This is a genomic window from Cryptosporangium aurantiacum, from assembly GCF_900143005.1.
Lineage (GTDB): Bacteria > Actinomycetota > Actinomycetes > Mycobacteriales > Cryptosporangiaceae > Cryptosporangium > Cryptosporangium aurantiacum.
On record NZ_FRCS01000006.1, the window covers coordinates 308,616 to 327,739 of the forward strand.

A 19,124-nucleotide genomic window follows, 5' to 3' on the forward strand; every position below is an offset into this window, starting at 1 on the left:
GGTCAGCCTACCGGGGCAGGGTTCGCGACCGGTGACCTGCGCCGAGCGGTGTACAGCGCGGCCAAAACCGCGATCGCCGCGGCGAAGCAGGCGATCGTGTACCAGCCGCTCCCGATCGGCGTGCCGTTGCTGGTGACGCCGTCGTCCGCGTCCAGGAACGCCGGAAGCGCGCCCAGCCACAGCACCGCCATGCTCAGCAGGTAGACCACGGGATAGATCCGCGCGAACGGCGTCATCGGCTCGATCTGTTCGACGCCGCGCCGCCGAACGCTGGTGATCAGGATCCAGATTCCGGCCAGCCAGAGCACGCCCAGCTCGACCCCGAGCACCCACGCCTGCGCCGTGACGTTGGGGGTGTCGCCGCCGAAGATCGCCGAGGGGATGCCGAACAGGGCCATCGACAGCGGCGTCAGCACGCCGGCGAGAGCGATCCGCCAGGTCAGCGACCAACCACGGCGGGGCCCACCGTCGGCTGCCTTCGATCCGGCGAGCGTGACGACCAGGAAGGTCATCACACCGAAGGACACCGACGCGAAGAGCAGCATGCTGTTCATCGGCACCGAGGCGAGCGCCGGATGGTTGACGATGTCGTTCGCGTCGTTCCAGGCCCACCACTGCAACTGTGGCCCGAGCTGGTCGAAGATCTCGTAGTACACCTGGCAGACGAACGCCACGGCGATCGATCCGATCAGCGCGCCGCGGTGCCGGAACACTCCGAGCACGCGCACCGACTCGTACGCCAGCTGACTCAACGCCGGGTAGATCGCGATGATGTAGAGCGGCAGCCGGTCCCACATGAACTGCACCGTGAAGATGTTGTGGGCGAAGATGAAGCCGTACCGGTCGTCGAGGCCGAACCATTCGGGGAAGTAGAGCGGCGGCTCGGTGACGAATAGGTAGATCAACGACGCGATCCACAGGGCCAGGTTGACCGGGTCGCCGGCACGGAACCGGCGGACGGCGTGCACGAGGGCGAAGACGGCGCCCGCGATGATCACCAGCTCCAGCACTGGCATCGTCCAGTTGGCGAGGCTGAACGGATCGTTGACCGACACGACCGGGCTGACGTCGTGACAGTCGAAACCGAGGTCGCGGGTGACCTGCTCGGCGGCCTCGTCGCAGGTGGCGCTCATCGCGGCGTCCCCAGTGCCGCGTCCGCCCCGACGGCGCCCGGGGTCCAGTCGGTGCCAGGCGGATCCTGTGTCGGGTCGAACCCGAACGGCACCCTGTTCCGTCCGAGTGCGGCGTTGACCTTGTAACGCAGCAGCCCGGCGAGGACACGTGGGCTCTTCATCATGTCGGCCATCGACTCATCGAGGTTGAAGACACGGGCGAAGTGCTCGTCCACGACCGGATCCTCGCGTGCGGCGCCGATGATCAGATTGAAGGCCGGCCACGTCATCGACGCGAGGATCTTGCGTCGCCACGCCGGTAAGACCTCGGTGCCGGTCGCGCACTCGTAGCCGCGGTCACGCGCCATCGCCATTCCCCACGGCACCCGGAGGGCCGCGCGCTGCTCGACCAGGAACCGTGTGAAAAACCGTTGATCCAGCTGCGTCGCCGACCGCAGCGCCTCCCGCAGGAGCAGCGCGGAACCCGCGGCGGAACTGATGCCCTGGGCGTAGAACGGGTTGAACGCACAGATCGCGTCGCCGATGGAGACGATGCCCGCCGGAGCGTGCGGCAGGAGGTCGTAGCGGCGCCACTTGTTACCCGTCGACCGGGTCAGGTGGACGTCGGAGAGCGGCTCGCACCTCGCCATCGCCGCGGCGAACAGCGGCGTCCGCACCCGCTCGGCCGAGGCGACGAAGTCCTCGGTGGTGCGGGGCATGTCGATTCCCCACGACCCCATGCACGCGATCGTGCGGCCACCTTCGATCGGGAAGAAGTTGACGAGGAACTCGTGCTCCTCGGGGTGCTCGCCCTTGTCCTGGGTCGGCATGATCACCAGGTGCTGCCACCACCACGGCTCGGGACGATCCTCTGGAGCCGGTAGCTCGTACCACCGCGAGGTGTAGGTGACCTTGGCGTCGAGCGTCATCGCCGGTGTCTCCGGCCACCCCGCCGCCACGAGCCAGTCCGAGATCGACGAGCCGCGCCCCATCGCGTCGACGACGAGATCGGCGTCCATCTGCTCGTTGCCTGCGGTTGCCGTGGAGAACGACACCCCGGTGACCCGGCCCTCCGCGGTGCCGCCTGCGACGACGTCGACCCCCCGGACTGAGACTCCCTCCCGGATGGTGACGTTGCTCAGCTGGCGTACTTCGTCGCGCAGCACCCGCTCGATCAGGATGCGCGAGCTATAGACCATCGTCATCGACGACCGCTTACGCGAGGACCAGCCGCTGGCCTCGAGGTACGCCGCGTCCATCGACGGCATCAGATGCAGTCCGCCTGCGGCGATCAGGTCGTCCTCGAAGCCGGCGAAGAGCTCACCGATCGCGCGGCGTCCGGAGTTGAGCAGGAAATGCGGGTGCTTGCTCTGCGGCACCCCGCGCCGATGCTCGGCATCGGCCGGCAGCTCATCTCGCTCCAGGACGAGCACGCGGTCGAAGTACGGAGCTACCGCCCCCGCAGCGCACAAACCCGCCACGCTGCCGCCGAGCACCACTGCTGTTCTGCCGAACCTCATGAGGCGACCCCATTCATTCATACAGAAGATGGATGAATGTATGATCGCCGTCTGGGGATGTCAAGGATGGCTTCAGGCCGGCCCGCTGACCCCCGACCAGCAGCGGCGGCCCGGCTGCGCCCGGCCGCCGCTGCTGGTTGGGGGTTACTTGATCTGGTCGCGCGATCCGAGACGACGGCGATCAGCTGGTCCTTGGTCACGACCTGTCCCTCCGGGTGGAGTGGACCCATCTCCTCCCGGTCGAAGACGTCCTTCCGCAGAGCATGCTCACCTCCCGCGTCCGCTTCGAATGGCCCAGCGTCCAGCCAGCCGGAATGCCGGTGCGATGTAAGGCCGAGGATCAGCTCGCCCAAGCGTGGAGCGAACACTTGGACCGCTTCCGGCCCAGCAGGTAGCGGCCACCGCAATGCAGCCGGACGCTCCTCGGACTCCCAAGAGAGTTCACCGGAGCCACAGCGCCGGATCGACGTCGGCGATGTTCGTGAAATGCCACGCGTAGTAGCTGGCGTTCGCCGACGTATGGGCGTCGACCGGCCTGCCGTCGAGTGCCGCCAGACGGTCGGCCAGTGCCCCCTCGGCGCGGGAGGAAACCCGGATCACACCGGACGCGTCGACCCCGAGGTAACCAAGCTCGAACAGCGCGTCGCATCCGAACACGCACGCCAGCATGGCGATGTTCGCAAGGTCGCGGCGTTCCTCGTCCGAGCAGACGGCACGCCGTTTGATGTGCGCCGCACGGAGAAAAGCCGCAGGGTAGCGGTTCCCACACAACGCGCAGTCGGCGTCGGTGGCTCCACGTAGCAGGTTCGCGCGGAGCCGGGTCTGCTCACCGCGGCTCAGACCGCCGGCCGCACGATTGAGCACACCGGAGAACAGTTCGGTTCCGGTGTGCTCAATCGTGTCCAAGTCGCCCGTTGCGCTGTCGGCTGGCGTGCTCGCGCCTCGTCGAGTCGTGACGGCGGCGGGCGAGCTGCCGCTGATCGTCACGCCGTCCACCGACCGCAGTACCGCGCCGAGGAACGCGGCGCGGTACTGCGCCTCCTGCGGGTCCACGGTCACGGAGCCCTTCGCATACAAACGCACGAGGACCGCCTGAACCCGCGCGATCGGAACGGGTTTCCCTCCCGGCGAACGCCCGCTCCGCACGATCGCGTCCGTGTCGGTAACCTCGACGATCGTGGTGGTACCGCCGTCGGGCGTCCGTAACTCGATGCCGATCAGGCCCTTCAGTAGCCGCGCGGCCTCATCCGGGCCGTCCGGGCCGCGGCTCGCCAGCATCTGCAGGTGGTCTTTCCACAGGACATCGAGGACGCCGTCCGCGGGCGGCTCGACCTCCTGGCCCGAGTTGTAGAGATCGTTCCAGCGGTAGGCCGGCATCGCGTCGAGAAGGTCGACGATCGGTAGCCGATCCCCGAGCGGCAGCACCGTGTCCCACTCGACCTGTGCGTAGTGCTCCGACTTGCCCGGCTGCTGCCAATGAGCCTCCACCATCAACTGCGAGTCCGTCAGCCGACCGCGTCCGACAAGACCACGGTCGGTGCCCGTCCGGAGCAGGTACACCACATCACCTACCTGCAGGCCATGACGTCGCGCGGTGGACCACCGCGCCGGCACGGTGCCGCCCGCCGCTGTCGTCGCGATGTCCGCCGCGTAGGCCGCGGACGGATAAGCCACGTCAGTGCCGCTCCACAGGAAGACGAACGTAGTCATGGGCGGCAGTGTCCCGCACGCCACCGGCGCTCGATGACGGACGGCTACGCGAAAGTCGCCGCTGCCAGACGTCCACTGCGGCCTCTCTCATGGTTGCCCACCGGGACATGCGCGACGGCGTGACGCCGTCGTTACGCTGCCGGAATGTGGCGAACCGGAGATACCGTCCTCGGGCTCTACGACGTGCGTGACGTGGTCGCCAGCGGCGGCATGGGGCTGGTGTACCGCGTCCACCATCGGCAGTGGGGCATCGACCTCGCGCTGAAGATCCCCCGGGAACAGCTCTTCGCTGACGCGGCCGGTCAGCGGGCATTCCAGGCCGAAGCCGAGTCCTGGGTGTCGCTCGGAGCGCACCCCAACATCGTCAACTGTGCCTACGTCCGTCGCATCGATCAGCTTCCCGCGGTCTTCGCCGAATGGGTCGACGGGGGCAGCCTCGCCGATGCGGTGCGCCACCGGCGGCTCTACGACGGCGGGCCGCAGGCGGCGTTACGACGGGCCATCGACGTGGCCGTGCAGATGGCGTGGGGGCTGGACCATGCCCACCGGCTGGGGCTCGTGCATCAGGACGTCAAGCCGGCCAACGTCATGCTCACCGCTGACGGGACCGCCAAGGTGACCGATTTCGGTCTGGCCAAAGCGCGGGCAGCCGCGGGCGAGCTGATCGCCGCCGCACCCGACGCCAGCGTGCTGGTCAGCGCCGGAGGCATGACGCCTGCGTACTGCTCACCGGAACAGGCCGCAGCGCTGGCCGGCGAGCAGATCCGGCTCTCCAGAGCGACCGACGTGTGGTCCTGGGCGTTGAGCGTCCTTGAGCTCTTCGCCGGCGGCCCGCCGGCACGGTACGGCCCGGCGGGAGCGGCGGCCCTCGATGCGTTCCTCGCGGAGAGCATCGACGATCCGGATCTTCCTCCGGTACCCGCGGGCATCGGCGACCTGCTGCACCGCTGCCTGAACGCCGACACGCGGGAGCGTCCGCACGACCTCGCCGCGCTCGCCGACGAGTTGGCCGACATCCACGCGGCCGTCGTCGGAGAACCGTATCCGCGCGCTCGGCCGGAGGCCGCTACGCACCGCGCCGACGGCCTGTCCAACCAGGCGCTGTCGATGCTGGACCTGGGACGCGAGGCCGCGGCCGAGACGCTGTGGCAGCAGGCGCTGGAAGCCGATCCTCACCATGCCCACACGGTATTCAACCGCGGTCTGCGCCGTTGGCGCACCGGCCAGTACACCGACGCGCAGCTCCTAGCCGACCTGCAGGACCTGGGCCCGCGGCCGGGAGAGGAAGGCCTCGGCGAGTACCTCACCGGCCTGGTCCACCTCGAGCGCGGCGACACGGCCGCCGCGTTGCGCGCGCTGGAGGCGGCGCCGGACACACCCGAGGTGCGCGCCGCGCTCGACCGGGCCCGCCGACTCGAACCGGAGCAGCCGCCGGTCGCGCTCAGCGGCCACACCTCCTGGGTGACCCAGGTCGCGTTGAGCCCGGACGGCTCACTGGCCGCCACCGGCAGCGAGAGCAACCGCTGGCCCAAGCTCGAGGGCGACGACGGTGGAACGGTCCGGATCTGGGACACCACGACCGGCGCCTGCATCCGCGAGTTGCAGGCTGACCCGGAAGCCTGCACGGCGCTCGCCTTCAGCCCCGACGGTCGGCGGATCGCCACCGGCGGCAAGGGCGAGCACGCGATCGTCTGGGACGTGGCGACAGGCCGGCCGCTCGCGGACCTGAAGCAGCACCTCGAGCCGCTACAGATCGCTCTGACCCGCGACGGTACCGGGCTGGCTGTCCTGACCCGGGACGGCCGCGTGTCGATGTGGAACCTGCGGAAGGGGAGGATGACGGCGCGGCTCGAGGTGCCGGGCCCCGATCGTGATCACGAGCGCGGTGGCATCGCGTACACGACGGACGACCGGCACCTGTTGAGCTGGGTGTGCGGGACGCCCCGTGCGGGCTGGCTGCGAGCCAGCAAGGCCCGAACCGGACGTACTGTTCACAGCGACCAGATGCGAGGTCCCGCTCTATTCGCCGGCGACGCCATGGTCGTCGTCGAGCCCGACCGCATCACGGCGGCCGACATGGTCAACCTCCGGCTCTCGGTCGTGAACTCCAGCACGTGGCCGGCAGCCACGACATGGACCGGTTGGACGCCGCTCGCGTCGACTCCGGACGGGCGGTGGGCGCTCGCACGGGACGGCCGGTCCGCGGCGCAGTGGGACGTGGCCGCCGGACGATGCGTGCGGACCCATCCTGCCCATGGTCACGACGTGCGGGCGGTGGCGGTGAGCGCTGACGGCCGGCTCGGTCTCAGCGGCAGCACGGACCGCACCGCCTGGGTGTTTCCGCTCGCGGTCACCGGCCCGGAGGCACCGTGGAGCTACGCGCGGCCGCGGGCAGCGTCCGAGCTCGCTTCGTCCGCCGGTCTCGTCGTCGGCGCGATCGCGCGCGCGAAGAAGGCGATAGCCACCGGGCGGTATGCCGACGCCATCGCCGACCTGCGCGCCGCGCGTGCCGAGACCGGGTTCGAACGTCACCCGGAGCTGGTCGAGCTGTGGGCCGAGGCAGGAACACGCGCACGGCGCACCGGGGTGCTCGGCATCCGGGAGACCGCGCGGATGCCGTCGCGCGACCGGCCGTACCTCACCGCCGGCGGCGGTGTCCTGGTCGATCATCCGCGTGGCGGCAAGCAGATCCATGACGTCGCGACCGGCGCGGAACGACACTGGCTCGACGTCTGGGACTTCCAGGTCGCAATCGGAGCCGGCGGACGCGTCGCGGCCGGCCTGACACCGGAGACGCGCGACGACGAGCAGTTCAACACCGTCACGATCTGGAACGTCATCGACGGTCGCCGCCTGCACCGGCTGGAGAAGGGGCCGTACGGGAGTTCTGCGGTCGCCATCGACCCTTCCGGACGCTGGTTCGCGACGGTCGACGAGGACGAAGGCGTGGTGTTCCAGGACCTGGCGGACGGCAGCGTTCTCAGTCTCTCGCAGCACATCGGCGGCCGCATTGTGTCGTTGGTGCCGTCTGCGGACGGACGGTGGCTGCTGGCCACGCAATTCGACAACCCGAGTTGTGTGCTGGATCCAGCGACCGGTGACTGCCGTACTCACGTCACGGACGGGACGGTCTCTCCCGGGCGGGTGGCCGTCCTGGCCGGCGGGCGGACCGTCGCTGTCGGACGATCCGACGACACGACGGTGCGGGTGTGGACCGCGACCGGTGACGAGAGCACGCTCGCCGGGCACAGCGACGCGGTGCGGGTGGTCCTGGCGTCCGCTGGGGACCGGATTCTCTACACCGGCGGTGACGACGGCACCGTCCGGAAATGGGACGTCGCGACCGGCAGCTGTCTTCAGGTGCTCGGCGGTCACGACGGAGCGGTCAGGGCACTCGCCGCGACCGCCGACGGCCGATGCACGTTGTCGCTTGACGAAACGGGCACTCTGCGCGTGTGGGACGACGACACCGGCGAGTGCCTGCGGACCGTGGCCGTGGCCGATCCCGATCCCGAAAGCCAGTTCGTTCTGGAGCTCGCTGCCGACGACTGCACGCTGCTCACGTGGGTCTATCTGCAGCCGGCCCGGTGCTGGCGAATCGATTGGGACTTCGCCGCCGGATGACGTCAGGCTGCGGTGGCCGGTGGCGGCGGCGACCCGGTCCGCTGCCCCTGGCCGCTCGGCCACCACCGCTCAGAGTCGAGCCCGGGACGCCGACCGCAACGACTCTGGCGTAGACCCGGCCGCACTAGTCGGCGCCCCAGGCGCCTTACGCTCTGCTTGGGGTCTGTGCCGCTGGGAGATGCGACGCGGCTGCAACACTTCGTTGACGGTCGGCGCTCCGGTCTCGACGCGGGGCGGAGGACGCTGATGCGGGACGGCCAGTCGGCCGACGCAACGAACGCGGCGCTGACGCCCGCTGTTGGTGGTGCGGGTCGAGTGGATCGAGCCGACCGGCAACGGACGCCACCACAACAAACGCCCTCCGCGCGTTCGAGCTGCTCCCCCTGTCTCGCGGTCACAAGGCGGGTATGACTGGGATCCCTTTATCCGGCGATGAGGTTCCGCTCTTTATTGATAACTGTCTCGATGTCGATCTGGTCGTAGTTGCAGAGGATGATGCCGACCCAGTCCAGGTCGCGGTAGACGGTCCAGTTCGTTGATTCGCCCGCCGCGCCGCCTCCGTGTCCGAAGAGTAGGTGGCCGTTCCATACGGGTGCGGGCGCCCCGTAGGCGGTGAAACTTCGGACGGTGGGGTCGACGGCTCCGCGGGGGCGGTTGGGGAACTTCGGACTCATGAAGAGCTCGGTGTAGGTAGGGCTGAGCAGCTCGCCGCCCTGCAAGGCGCGCGCGAAACGAACCAGATCCCCGGCGGTGGAGAACCCATTGCCGCCTCCGGTTCCGATGAACATGCGCGCCGCACCCTCGCCGGCGCGTAGAGCATCGACACGTCGGCCGGCGGGGTCGACCATGTAGGGGTGGGCGATGCGTTCGTCGGCCAACCATTGCGTTCGCGTGTAATAGTCGGTGCGGGTCATGCCGGCTACCGCGAAGATGTGTTCGCGGACGTAATCGTAGAAAGACTGCCCCGCGACCTGCTCGACGACCGCGCCGAGGACATCGTAGCCGTTGTTGCTGTAGCTGTTCTTGGTGCCCGGACTGAACAGCAGCGGCTCTTTGCGAATGATCTTTATGGTCTCGTTCATGACCTCGGCGGCGCTGGACCAGGTTCCGGCCTCGTCCAGGAACTCCTGGTTCTTGAGGAGATCGCCCATTCCGGAGGTGTGGGTGAGCAGGTGATGGATGGTGACGGTATTCGCGATCTCGGCGGGAAATCCGCTGAGGTACCTGCCGAGTGTCTCGTAAAAGTCGATCTTTCCCTGCTGTGCGAGTTGGAGGATCGCCAGTGCGGTAAACGGCTTGGAGGCCGAGGCGAGCGCGAAAATGGTGTCCGACCGGTTAGGTATCGACTTGACCTTGTCGGCCATGCCGTAGGCCCTAGCCAGGACGGTCCGATCCCTGTACGCGAGAAACACCGTTCCAGAGAATTTGTCCTCAGCGGCAAGTTGGCCGATGAGCCGGTCGTACGCCCCACCGGGTTGTAGGTCTTGCGGTATCCGTTGGGGCTGGAGAGCGAGGTCAGCGCCGGTTGCGGCACGGGCGGTCCTGGAAGGCGCGAGCATGCCACCGGCCGCGATCGGAGCCGCGCCAAGCGCCGCGAGTAGGGCTCGCCGCGTTGGCCGGCGGAGCGGGCGTTGGTCATGGGGCATGGAGATGGATCCCCTTTGGAAGAGAACTACCTGGTCCCGTCCCTTCTACCGACGGTCACGTTTCCCTGGCGTTCTCACTGGCCCCACCGGTCACAGCCGCCGCTGGAGGTTGGCGCATGCTGACGAGGCAGAACGCACGTCCAAGTCACCTGGTTCGGCTGAACGTGAATCACTCCGGCGTGTCAGGACGCTGAGCGCGTTGGCTGTGCTGCTGCAGGCTTCGGCGGCCCCAAGTAGTCGGCAGCGCTAGTCCTCCGTTGTCCCCTACGGTCTCTGCCTGTTGCCCAGCAGAGGAGTAGGTCCCGTAGTGCCTGAGCTCAACCCCACCGACCACGACGGAAGCCCGCTCGGCGCCTGGCTGCAGCACAACCCGACACGGTCACGGCCAACCGCGCCCAGCGGTGGCTCGAGGTCCGCCTTCTACGCGCGCATGTCCACACGGGAGTTCCAGGACCCGGAGTCCTCGACCGGTTGGCAGCGCCAAGTCGCCACCGATCTGATCACCGGCCACGGGCGAATCGCCGCGGAGTTCATCGACGTCGGCTGCTCCCGCCGCCGCTCCTGGACTAGCCGACCGGAAGCAGCCGCGCTGCTCGAATCCCCTGCGAACCCGGACCGGCAGTTCGACGCGGTGGTCGTCGGTGAATACGAGCGGGCATTCTGCGGCCAGCAGTCCGTGACCTTCTGCCGGTGCTCGCCGGCCATCCTCCAGATATGGCTACCGGAGTTTCACGGCCCCGTCGACCCGGCCGACCCCGTCCACCAAGCGCAGCCCGACCCGGAGACCTCGCGGCACGTGCGGCGGATCTTCGCTCAGCAGCTGACCGGGCGGAGTGTCGCGAGCATCGCCCGAGAGCTCAACGAGACCGGCGTGCCGTGTCCCTCCGTCGCCGACCCGGGACGCAACCGCAACCGCCGTGCGCGCCCGTGGACCGTCCGGACCGTGGCGAGCATCCTGACCAATCCCCGCTTCACCGGCAGAGCCGCACGCGGCCGCTCAGGTCATCAGGATTTAACCCGCCGGGACCGCTTCCGGAACACACGGACCCCACTCTCGACGCCATTACCTATCGATTGACAGGTAACCCTGGCCGCTCCGGAGGTGGTGTCATGAGCGCAGCCGAGTCCGCACCCGTCTTAGGGCCGGAACACAGCACGGTCCGCGGTCCCATCGGCTACAAGCAGGAGTTGCACCGCGGAGTGGGGACGTTCGCTTCCTTCGCCGCCGGCTTCTCGTTCGTTTCGATCCTCACGACCGTGTTCCAGCTGTTCGGGCTGGGCTTCCTCCTCGGGGGCGCGTCGTTCTTCTGGACCTGGCCGGTGGTCTTCGCCGGACAGCTCTGCGTCGCCTTTTGCTTCGCCGAGCTCGCCGGTCGCTGGCCGGTGTCGGGCGCGATCTTCCAGTGGTCCAGCCGCCTGGCCGGCACGACGTGGGGCTGGTTCACCGGCTGGATCATGGTCATCGGCCAGATCTTGACGGTGGCGGTGGCCGCGATCGCCATGCAGGCCGTGCTGCCCGCCATCTGGTCGGGTTTCCAGCTCGTGGGCGGCTCCGGCGCCGATCCGTCGATTCTGTCGCCGACCGGCGCGAAGAACGCCGTCATCCTCGGCATCATCGTGCTCGTCTTCACCACCCTGGTGAACATCCTCGGCATCCGCCAGATGGCCGCGACGACCAGCGTCGGCGTCGCCATCGAGATCGTCGGCGTCGTCGTGCTCATCGGCGTGCTGTTCGCGCTCTCCGAGCGCGGCCCGTCCGTGGTGCTGCACAACACCGGTTGGGAGGGCACCGGCCACTACTTCTTCGCCTGGCTGGCGTCCTCGCTCATGGCCGCATACGTGATGGTGGGCTTCGACTCCGCCGGTGAGCTCGCCGAGGAGACCTACGCCCCTCGCAAGACGACGCCGAAGACGATCATCCGCGCCCTGGTCATCTCGGGTATCGGCGGCGGCCTGCTCATCCTGGGTGCGCTGATGGCGGCACCGAGCCTGACCGACGGCAACCTGTCGACGTTCGGCCTCTCGTGGGTCATCACCGAGCGCCTCGGCGACGTACTGGGCCGGCTGCTGCTCTGCTGTGTCGCGGTCGCGGTCTTCGCCTGCACGCTCGCGGTCCAGACGTCCGGCGCGCGGATGATCTACTCGATGTCCCGGGAACGCGCGTTCCCCTTCTCCGCCGCGCTCGGGAAAGTCTCGCCGCGCACCGGCACGCCGGTCGTCACCTCGATCGTGGTCGGTGCCGGCGCCTCGCTCGCCCTCGCGGTCAACATCAACTCGACGACGATCTTCACGGCCCTGTCCAGCATCTGCATCGCGATGCTCTACATCGCCTACCTGGGCGTCACGCTGCCGCTGCTCGTCGTGCGGATCAAGCACCGCGCGACCGACCACTTCCCGGCCGGGCACGACGAGGACGGCGCGCCGCTGTTCTCGATGGGCCGATTCGGCATCGCCGTCAACGTCCTCGCCGTCGTCTACGGCGCGCTCATGGTGGTCAACCTGATGTGGCCGCGGCCGGAGATCTACGACCTCTCGACGAACGGGAACTGGGTGCTCCAGTACAGCGCGCTGCTGCTGGTCGGCCTGACCGTGGCCGTCGGCGCCGGCTACTTCGGCTACCGGCGACTGCACACCCGCATCGACCTGGTCCACGTTCCGCACACGCACATCGCCGCCGAGGGGGCGGACGCGTGACGACCCGCGGCGAGCACCTGACCGACAGCGTCCGCAACGCCCGCGCCGACGCCCGCGCGCAGACCGGCCTGACCAGCGAGTGGATGCCGTACCTGCCGGCGTCCGGCAGCCCGTTCGCGCCGGCCGGCGTGGACCCGGTCGACCTGGTGTGGGCCGAGACCGTGGCCCCGGGCGGCTATGCCCACAAGGTCCTCGCCCGGGGAACCCGCCTGCGCCTCGACGACCCGACCGGCGACGCGTGCGCGCACCTCGTCGTCTACAACGCACTCGAACCCGTCGAACGGCTCAACGTGGCCGACACCGTGAAGATCCCGTGGCAGGCCTACCTCGGCGCAGGACACCCGTTGCTGTCGGGCGAGGGGCGGGTGCTCGCCACGGTCGTGGCCGATACCTCGGCGCACCACGACGCGTTCTGCGGCACCACCACCGAGGCGTGGAACGACCGCAAGTACGGCGACGCCCGCCCGGAGGGACCGTCCCCGGCCGGCCGGAGCCTGTTCGTCAAGGCCGCGGCCAAGCACGGCCTGAGCCGACGGGATCTGCCGCCGAGCGTCTCGTTCTTCCAAGGAGTCCGGGTCGAGGCCGATGGCGGCTTCACGTGGCTCGGCTCGGCCGGCCCCGGCACTTCGGTCGAGCTGGTGGCCGAGCTGCCGCTGCTGGTGCTGCTCGCGAACGTCGCCCACCCGCTCGACCCCCGCCCGGAGTACGTGGTCGGTCCACTGCGAGTGCACGCGTGGCGCGGTCCGGCCACCGGTCCGGGCGACGAGCGGTTCACCGCTACCCCCGAGCGGAACCGCGCGTACCTCAACTCGATCGACTACGCGGAGGCACGAGGCCTGTGACCGTGGAAACCGCCGCACCGGATTCCCGCTTCGACTGGAGCGCACCGCTCGTCCCGGGCACCGTCGCGCTCGACGACCGGGTCGCCCCGAACGCGCCCTGGTCGGGCGTCGTGCTGCGGGGGCAAGTGCTGACGATCGTCGACGTCGGCGGGAATCAGTCCGCCGACTGCCTGATCTACAACGCGCACGACTTCGCCGAGCGCTACAGCGTTCCGGACACCCTCGCCTGGCAGGGCAATGCCTATGTGCGCACCGGCACTGTGCTGCGCAGCAACGAGGGCCGTCCACTGATGACCGTCGTGGCCAACGAGATCGACCGCCAGGACACGATCGGCGGCGCCTGCGGCAAGGAATCCAACACGCTGCGGTACGGCCACCACGTCGGCTACCAGCACGGTTGCCGGGAGAACTTCCTCACCGAGGGGTCCCGGCGCGGTCTCGACGCCCGCGACCTGGTGTCGAACCTCAACTGGTTCATGAACGTCCCGGTCGAGGCGGACGGCGCCCTCGGCATCGTCGACGGCATGTCCGCGCCCGGCAAGCGCGTCGCCGTGCGCGCCGAGATGGACGTGCTCGTGCTCGTCTCCAACTGTCCCCAGATGAACAACCCGTGCAACGACTTCGATCCCACGCCGCTGCGGATGATCGTGGTCGAGCGATGAACTCTTTTCAACCTCAGGTATCCCCGCAGGTCGAGCACCGTCCGCAGGGGTCGGTCGAAAAGAATTCATTGACCACGGTCCTGGTCGCGAACCGCGGTGAGATCGCCCGCCGGATCATTCGGACGGCCCGCGAGCTCGGCATGCGGTCCGTGGCGGTCTTCTCCGACGCCGATCGCGCGGCTCCGCACGTCCGGGAGGCCGATGCCGCGGTCCACCTCGGCCCGGCACCGGCGCGCGAGTCCTACCTGCGCCACGACGTGATCCTCGAGGCGGCCCGGAAGACGAACGCCGACATCATCCATCCCGGATACGGATTCCTCTCGGAGAACGTCGACTTCGCTCACGCGGTGGAGGCGGCCGGGATCCGGTTCGCCGGCCCGGCACCGCACCAGATCACCGCGTTCGGCACGAAGCACACGGCGCGGGCACTGGCCGAGGCCGCCGGCGTGCCGCTGCTCGCGGGTACCGGCCTGCTCTCCTCCGCCGAAGAGGCGGTCGCCGCCGCGGAGGCGATCGGGCTCCCGGTCATGCTGAAGGCCACCGGCGGAGGCGGCGGAATCGGCATGCAGGCGTGCGCCACGGTGGATGACGTCCGGGATGGATACGCACGGGTCGCCGCGCTCGCCGCGGCCAACTTCGGCTCCGCCGGCATCTTCCTCGAGCGACTCGTCCGGCCCGCGCGCCACGTCGAGGTCCAGGTCTTCGGCGACGGCCACGGGCGCATCGCGATCCTCGGGGACCGTGACTGTTCACTCCAACGGCGGAACCAGAAGGTCATCGAAGAGGCGCCCGCACCGGCTCTGCCCGCGCACGTCCGCGCGTCACTGCACGCTGCGGCACGCGACCTGTTGGCCACCGTCGACTACCGGAGCGCCGGCACCGTCGAGTTCGTCTACGACCCGGTTCGCGAGGAAGCCTCGTTCCTGGAGGTCAACACCCGGCTGCAGGTCGAGCACCCGGTCACCGAGGAGGTCTTCGGCGTCGACCTGGTCGCGCTGATGCTGCTCCTGGCCCGCGACGGGGTGGTGGACGAGGACGTCTTCACGCGGCCGTGGACGCCCCGCGGCTTCGCGGTCGAGGCCCGGGTCTACGCCGAGGATCCCGCGAAGGACTCGCTGCCGTCCTCCGGCCTGGTCACCCGGGCGGTGTTCCCTGCGCTGCCCGGCGTGCGGGTGGACGGTTACGTCGAGACCGGCCTGGACGTGTCGCCGTTCTACGACCCGATGCTCGCCAAGGTCATCGCGGTCGGCGATACCCGCGACGACGCCCTCGACCTGCTCGGCGAGGCGTTGGACGCCACCCGCGTCGACGGCATCGTCACCAACCTCGGGTTGCTGCGCGCGCTCACCGATGAGGTCGACCTGCGCGCCGCCGTCCACTCGACCAGCACGCTGACGCACACCACCGATCCCGACCCGCGAATCGATGTGCTGGCGCCCGGCCCCCTCACCACCGTCCAGGACCTCCCCGGACGCCTGGGGTACTGGCATGTCGGCGTCCCGCCGAGCGGCCCGTTCGACCCGGTCTCGTTCGCCGAGGCGAATCTCGCGGTCGGCAACCCCGCGGAGGCGCCCGCGCTCGAGGTCACCGCGGGAGGCCTCACGCTCCGGTTCTCCACGCCGTCGGTCGTCAGCGTCACCGGCGCGGAACTTCCGGTGACCCTGGACGGCGCGGAGGTCGAGCTCTGGACCGCGATCGACGTCCCGGCGGACGGCACCCTCACTCTGGGCACCTCGAACGGCCCCGGCCTACGCAGCTACGTCGCCGTCCGCGGCGGCATCGATGTCCCCACGTACCTCGGCAGCGCCTCGACGTTCACGCTCGGCGCCTTCGGCGGCCACGGGGGCCGGGCGCTGCTCGCCGGCGATGTTCTGCGGCCCGGTTCGCCGGACTCGGCTGACAACGCCGCGCTGGGCCGGGTACCCGGGCCGACGCCGGCCGACCGACGCCCGTTCCTCACGTCCTCCTGGCAGATCGGCGTCACCGAGGGCCCGCACTCGGCACCGGAGTTCTTCACCCGCGACGACATCGACACGCTGTACGCCACGGCCTACGAGGTGCACCACAACTCCGCTCGCACCGGCATCCGGCTGATCGGTCCGAAACCGACCTGGGCTAGGCCGGACGGCGGCGAGGCGGGCCTGCACCCGTCCAACATCCACGACACCCCGTACGCGATCGGCGCGCTGGACTTCACCGGGGACACGCCGATCATCCTGGGCCCGGACGGGCCCTCGCTCGGCGGTTTCGTCTGCCCCGCGGTCGTGGCCAGCGGCGAACTCTGGAAACTCGGACAGCTGCGGCCCGGCGACAGCGTCCGGTTCGTGCCCGTCAAGGAGGTCGACGCCGCCGCGCTCGTCGACGCGCGCAGCGCACCAGCCCTGCTCTCGTCCGGCGGGGACGGTGACGACGGAGTTCTGGCGTGGATCGGGCCCGCCGACGACCGGCCGTCGGTGACCTACCGACGCGACGGCGACGACAACCTGCTCGTCGAGTACGGGCCGATGGCACTCGACCTGGCCCTGCGCATGCGGGTGCACGCGCTGCAGGAGACGCTCGCCCGGCACGCGCCGGACGGCATCCTCGACGTCACCCCCGGCATCCGCTCGCTGCAGATCCACACCGACGCGAGCAAGCTCAAGGCCCGTGACGTCGCGAGCCTCCTGCGGGACCTCGAGGCGGAGGTGCCCCCGACGCACGAGCTGGTCGTGCCCTCCCGCACGGTCCGGCTCCCGTTGAGCTGGGACGATCCCGCCACACGGCTGGCCATCGAGCGGTACATGGCCGGCGTTCGCGACGACGCCCCCTGGTGCCCGTGGAACATCGAGTTCATCCGGCGAATCAACGGCCTGGACACCGCCGACGACGTCTACCGCACGGTCTTCGACGCCAGCTACCTCGTGCTCGGACTGGGCGACGTCTACCTGGGCGCGCCCGTCGCCACGCCGCTGGACCCGCGACACCGCCTGGTCACCACCAAGTACAACCCGGCCCGGACCTGGACGGCCGAGAACTCCGTCGGCATCGGCGGCGCCTACCTGTGCATCTACGGCATGGAGGGCCCCGGCGGCTACCAATTCGTCGGCCGCACCGTGCAGATCTGGAACCGGTTCCGCCGAGGTGGGCTCTTCGGCGAGAACCCGTGGGCGCTGCGGTTCTTCGACCGCATCGAGTGGTACCCCGTCACCGCGGAGGAACTACTGGAGTTGCGCGCCGAGACCGCCGCCGGCCGCGGAAACTTCGCGACGGCCGACGGCAGATTCTCCCTCGCCGACTACCAGGCGTTCCTGACCGAGAACGCCGACTCGATCGCGGAGTTCCGGACCCGCCAGTCGGCCGCCTTCGAGGCCGAGAAGCAACGCTGGCGCGCGTCGGGCGAGTTCGACCGGCGCGACGATCCCGAGCCCGTCGCGGCCGACGCCGTCACCGTGCCGGCCGACGCCACCGCTGTCACCGCGTCCTTCCCGGCGACGGTGTGGCAACTGGCCGCCTCTCCGGGCGACAGCGTCGCGGCCGGCGACACGATCATGTCCTTGGAGGCGATGAAGATGGAGATGACGGTGACCGCACCGATCACCGGCACCCTCGTCGAGCTGTACGTCCGCTCCGGGGAGCAGGTGGCGCCCGGCCAGGTCGTCGCGGCGGTGCGGTCGTGAACGGCACCGTTACCGAGCGGGTCGCGGCCGCGTTCGACCGGATCGAGGCTGCCGACCGGCCCGAGGTGTGGATCTCGGTACGCGACCGCGACGAGGTGCTCCGCGAAGCCGCCTCCGTCGACCCGGCACTGCCGCTGGCCGGCCTGGTATTCGCAGTCAAGGACAACATCGACGTCGCCGGCCTGCCGACCACCGCCGCGTCGGCGTCGTACACCTACCGTCCGGCCGCCGACGCGACCGCGGTCCGGCGGCTCCGCGACGCCGGCGCCCTCGTCGTCGGCAAGACGAACCTCGACCAGTTCGCCACCGGTCTGGTCGGCACCCGCAGCCCCTACGGCGCGGTACGCAACGCGTGGCACCCGGCGCGAATCTCCGGCGGATCGTCGTCCGGCTCCGGGGTCGCCGTGGCGCTCGGCCTGGTCGACTTCGCCCTCGGCACCGACACCGCCGGCTCCGGACGCGTCCCCGCCGCCCTCAACGGCATCGTCGGGATCAAGCCCACCAAGGGACTCGTCCCGGTCACCGGCGTGGTTCCCGCCTGCTACAGCCTCGACTGCGTCACGGTCTTCGCGCGCGACCTCGCACTGGGCCGTGCCGTGGCCGAGATGATGGAGGGAGTCGACCCCGCCGACCCGCTGTCGCGCGTCGCGCAGCCCACCGCTGCGGCACCGGCCCGCCCGCGCCTCGCCGTACCGGCGGCCGAGCACCTCGACGGGCTCGCGCCAGGGTGGAAGGACGCTTTCGCGGCGGCCGTCCGGCGCTTCGCGAGCGTCGGCGCCGAGATCGTCGAGGTCGACATCGCACCGCTGCTCGAAGCAGCGGCACTGCTCTACGGTGGCGCGTTCGTCGCCGAGCGCTACGCCGCGGTGGGCGCGCACCTCGAGAAGCATCCCGAGCTGATCGGGACCGATCTGGACCCGGTCGTCGCGGGCATCGTTCTCGGCGGAAAGGACAAGACGGCTGCCGACTGGGCCGAGGACACCGCCCGGCTGGCCGCGCTCGGCAGCGCCGGCCGGGCCGCGCTCGCAGGCTGCGCCGCCCTTCTCACGCCGACGACGACCTCGCACCCGACGCTGGCCGACGTCGCCGCGGATCCGGTCGGCGCCAACGCGCGCATGGGCCGCTACACGAACTACGCCAACCTCCTGGACATGGCGTCCCTGGCCGTCCCCGCGGGTTTCGTCGACGGGTTGCCGTTCGGCGTCATGCTCACCGGGCCCGCGTTCAGCGACCGCACGTTAGCCGAGCTCGCCGGCCGGTTCGCCAACCCCGGCATCGACGTCTTCGTCGTCGGCGCCCACCTCACCGGCCAGCCTCTCAACGTCGAGCTGGTCACCGCCGGCGGGACCCTCGTCGCGTCGACCACCACCGCGCCGGCGTACGCGCTGCACGCGCTGGCCACCGATCCGCCCAAGCCCGGCCTGGTTCGGGTCGGCAGCGGCGGAAGCAGCATCAAGGGTGAGCTGTGGCGGCTGCCGGCGAGCGGATTCGGAGCATTCGTCGCGACGGTTCCGGCGCCGCTGGCGATCGGTACGGTCGTCCTCGCCGACGGATCCTCGGTCAGCGGCTTCGTCGCCGAACCCGCGGCGCTGGAGAACGCACCCGACATCAGCCACCTCGGCGGGTGGCGCGACTACCTCGCGACGGCCGCCCGGTGA

General features: G+C 69.9%; 11 protein-coding genes. 7 read left to right on the top strand and 4 right to left on the bottom strand.

The genetic code is table 11. The features are described 5' to 3' along the window. Positions 1-2: 2 nt before the first annotated feature. The 3 genes from BUB75_RS21900 to BUB75_RS21915 all read right to left on the bottom strand — a co-directional run bounded on the left by BUB75_RS21900 (position 3) and on the right by BUB75_RS21915 (position 4,342). Complete coding sequence (locus BUB75_RS21900) at positions 3-1,133, bottom strand: hypothetical protein (RefSeq protein ID WP_073259627.1); 1,131 nt, start codon at positions 1,131-1,133, stop codon at positions 3-5. Continuing rightward, a complete protein-coding gene (locus BUB75_RS21905; RefSeq protein WP_073259628.1) occupies positions 1,130-2,632 on the bottom strand; it encodes an FAD-dependent oxidoreductase in 1,503 nt (500 codons plus the stop codon). The genes BUB75_RS21900 and BUB75_RS21905 overlap by 4 nt, the downstream gene beginning before the upstream one ends. Positions 2,633-3,073: 441 nt before the next feature. After that, positions 3,074-4,342 carry a hypothetical protein gene (locus tag BUB75_RS21915; protein ID WP_073259630.1) on the bottom strand — a complete coding sequence of 423 codons (1,269 nt, stop codon included), beginning with the start codon at positions 4,340-4,342 and terminating at the stop codon, positions 3,074-3,076. Between the two features lie 144 nt (positions 4,343-4,486). On the opposite strand from BUB75_RS21915, the gene BUB75_RS21920 reads away from it, so the two are divergent. Then, a complete protein-coding gene (locus BUB75_RS21920) occupies positions 4,487-7,966 on the top strand; it encodes a WD40 repeat domain-containing serine/threonine protein kinase (RefSeq protein WP_073259631.1) in 3,480 nt (1,159 codons plus the stop codon). Positions 7,967-8,388: 422 nt separating this feature from the next. Here BUB75_RS21920 and BUB75_RS21925 read toward each other — a convergent pair whose 3' ends face one another. After that, a complete protein-coding gene (locus BUB75_RS21925; protein WP_218617697.1) occupies positions 8,389-9,525 on the bottom strand; it encodes a serine hydrolase domain-containing protein in 1,137 nt (378 codons plus the stop codon). Between the two features lie 394 nt (positions 9,526-9,919). Between BUB75_RS21925 and BUB75_RS21930 the strand changes: the two genes are divergently transcribed. From BUB75_RS21930 to BUB75_RS21955, 6 genes are all read left to right on the top strand, one after another. After that, positions 9,920-10,690, top strand: coding sequence for a recombinase family protein (locus BUB75_RS21930; RefSeq protein ID WP_073259633.1), 771 nt, complete (start codon positions 9,920-9,922; stop codon positions 10,688-10,690). A gap of 32 nt (positions 10,691-10,722) precedes the next feature. After that, entirely contained in the window at positions 10,723-12,306 is a 1,584-nt protein-coding gene (locus BUB75_RS21935; protein WP_073259634.1) for an APC family permease, read from the top strand. Next, positions 12,303-13,148, top strand: coding sequence for an urea amidolyase associated protein UAAP1 (locus BUB75_RS21940; RefSeq protein ID WP_073259635.1), 846 nt, complete (start codon positions 12,303-12,305; stop codon positions 13,146-13,148). Before BUB75_RS21935 ends, BUB75_RS21940 begins: the two co-directional genes overlap by 4 nt. Next, positions 13,145-13,810, top strand: coding sequence for an urea amidolyase associated protein UAAP2 (locus tag BUB75_RS21945; protein ID WP_073259636.1), 666 nt, complete (start codon positions 13,145-13,147; stop codon positions 13,808-13,810). The genes BUB75_RS21940 and BUB75_RS21945 overlap by 4 nt, the downstream gene beginning before the upstream one ends. Before the next feature lie 68 nt (positions 13,811-13,878). Next, positions 13,879-17,466: an urea carboxylase gene (gene uca / locus BUB75_RS21950; RefSeq protein WP_073259637.1), complete on the top strand. Its 3,588-nt coding sequence runs from the start codon at positions 13,879-13,881 to the stop codon at positions 17,464-17,466. After that, positions 17,463-19,124: an allophanate hydrolase gene (locus BUB75_RS21955; protein ID WP_073259638.1), complete on the top strand. Its 1,662-nt coding sequence runs from the start codon at positions 17,463-17,465 to the stop codon at positions 19,122-19,124. Before uca ends, BUB75_RS21955 begins: the two co-directional genes overlap by 4 nt.

What these genes read in the sequence shown, in the direction of transcription:
- BUB75_RS21925 (WP_218617697.1), bottom strand. Translation starts at nt 9,525, where the DNA reads ATGCTCGCGCCTTCCAGGACCGCCCGTGCCGCAACCGGCGCTGACCTC.
- BUB75_RS21905 (WP_073259628.1), bottom strand. Translation starts at nt 2,632, where the DNA reads ATGAGGTTCGGCAGAACAGCAGTGGTGCTCGGCGGCAGCGTGGCGGGT.
- BUB75_RS21920 (WP_073259631.1), top strand. Translation starts at nt 4,487, where the DNA reads ATGTGGCGAACCGGAGATACCGTCCTCGGGCTCTACGACGTGCGTGAC.
- BUB75_RS21935 (WP_073259634.1), top strand. Translation starts at nt 10,723, where the DNA reads ATGAGCGCAGCCGAGTCCGCACCCGTCTTAGGGCCGGAACACAGCACG.
- BUB75_RS21900 (WP_073259627.1), bottom strand. Translation starts at nt 1,133, where the DNA reads ATGAGCGCCACCTGCGACGAGGCCGCCGAGCAGGTCACCCGCGACCTC.
- BUB75_RS21915 (WP_073259630.1), bottom strand. Translation starts at nt 4,342, where the DNA reads ATGACTACGTTCGTCTTCCTGTGGAGCGGCACTGACGTGGCTTATCCG.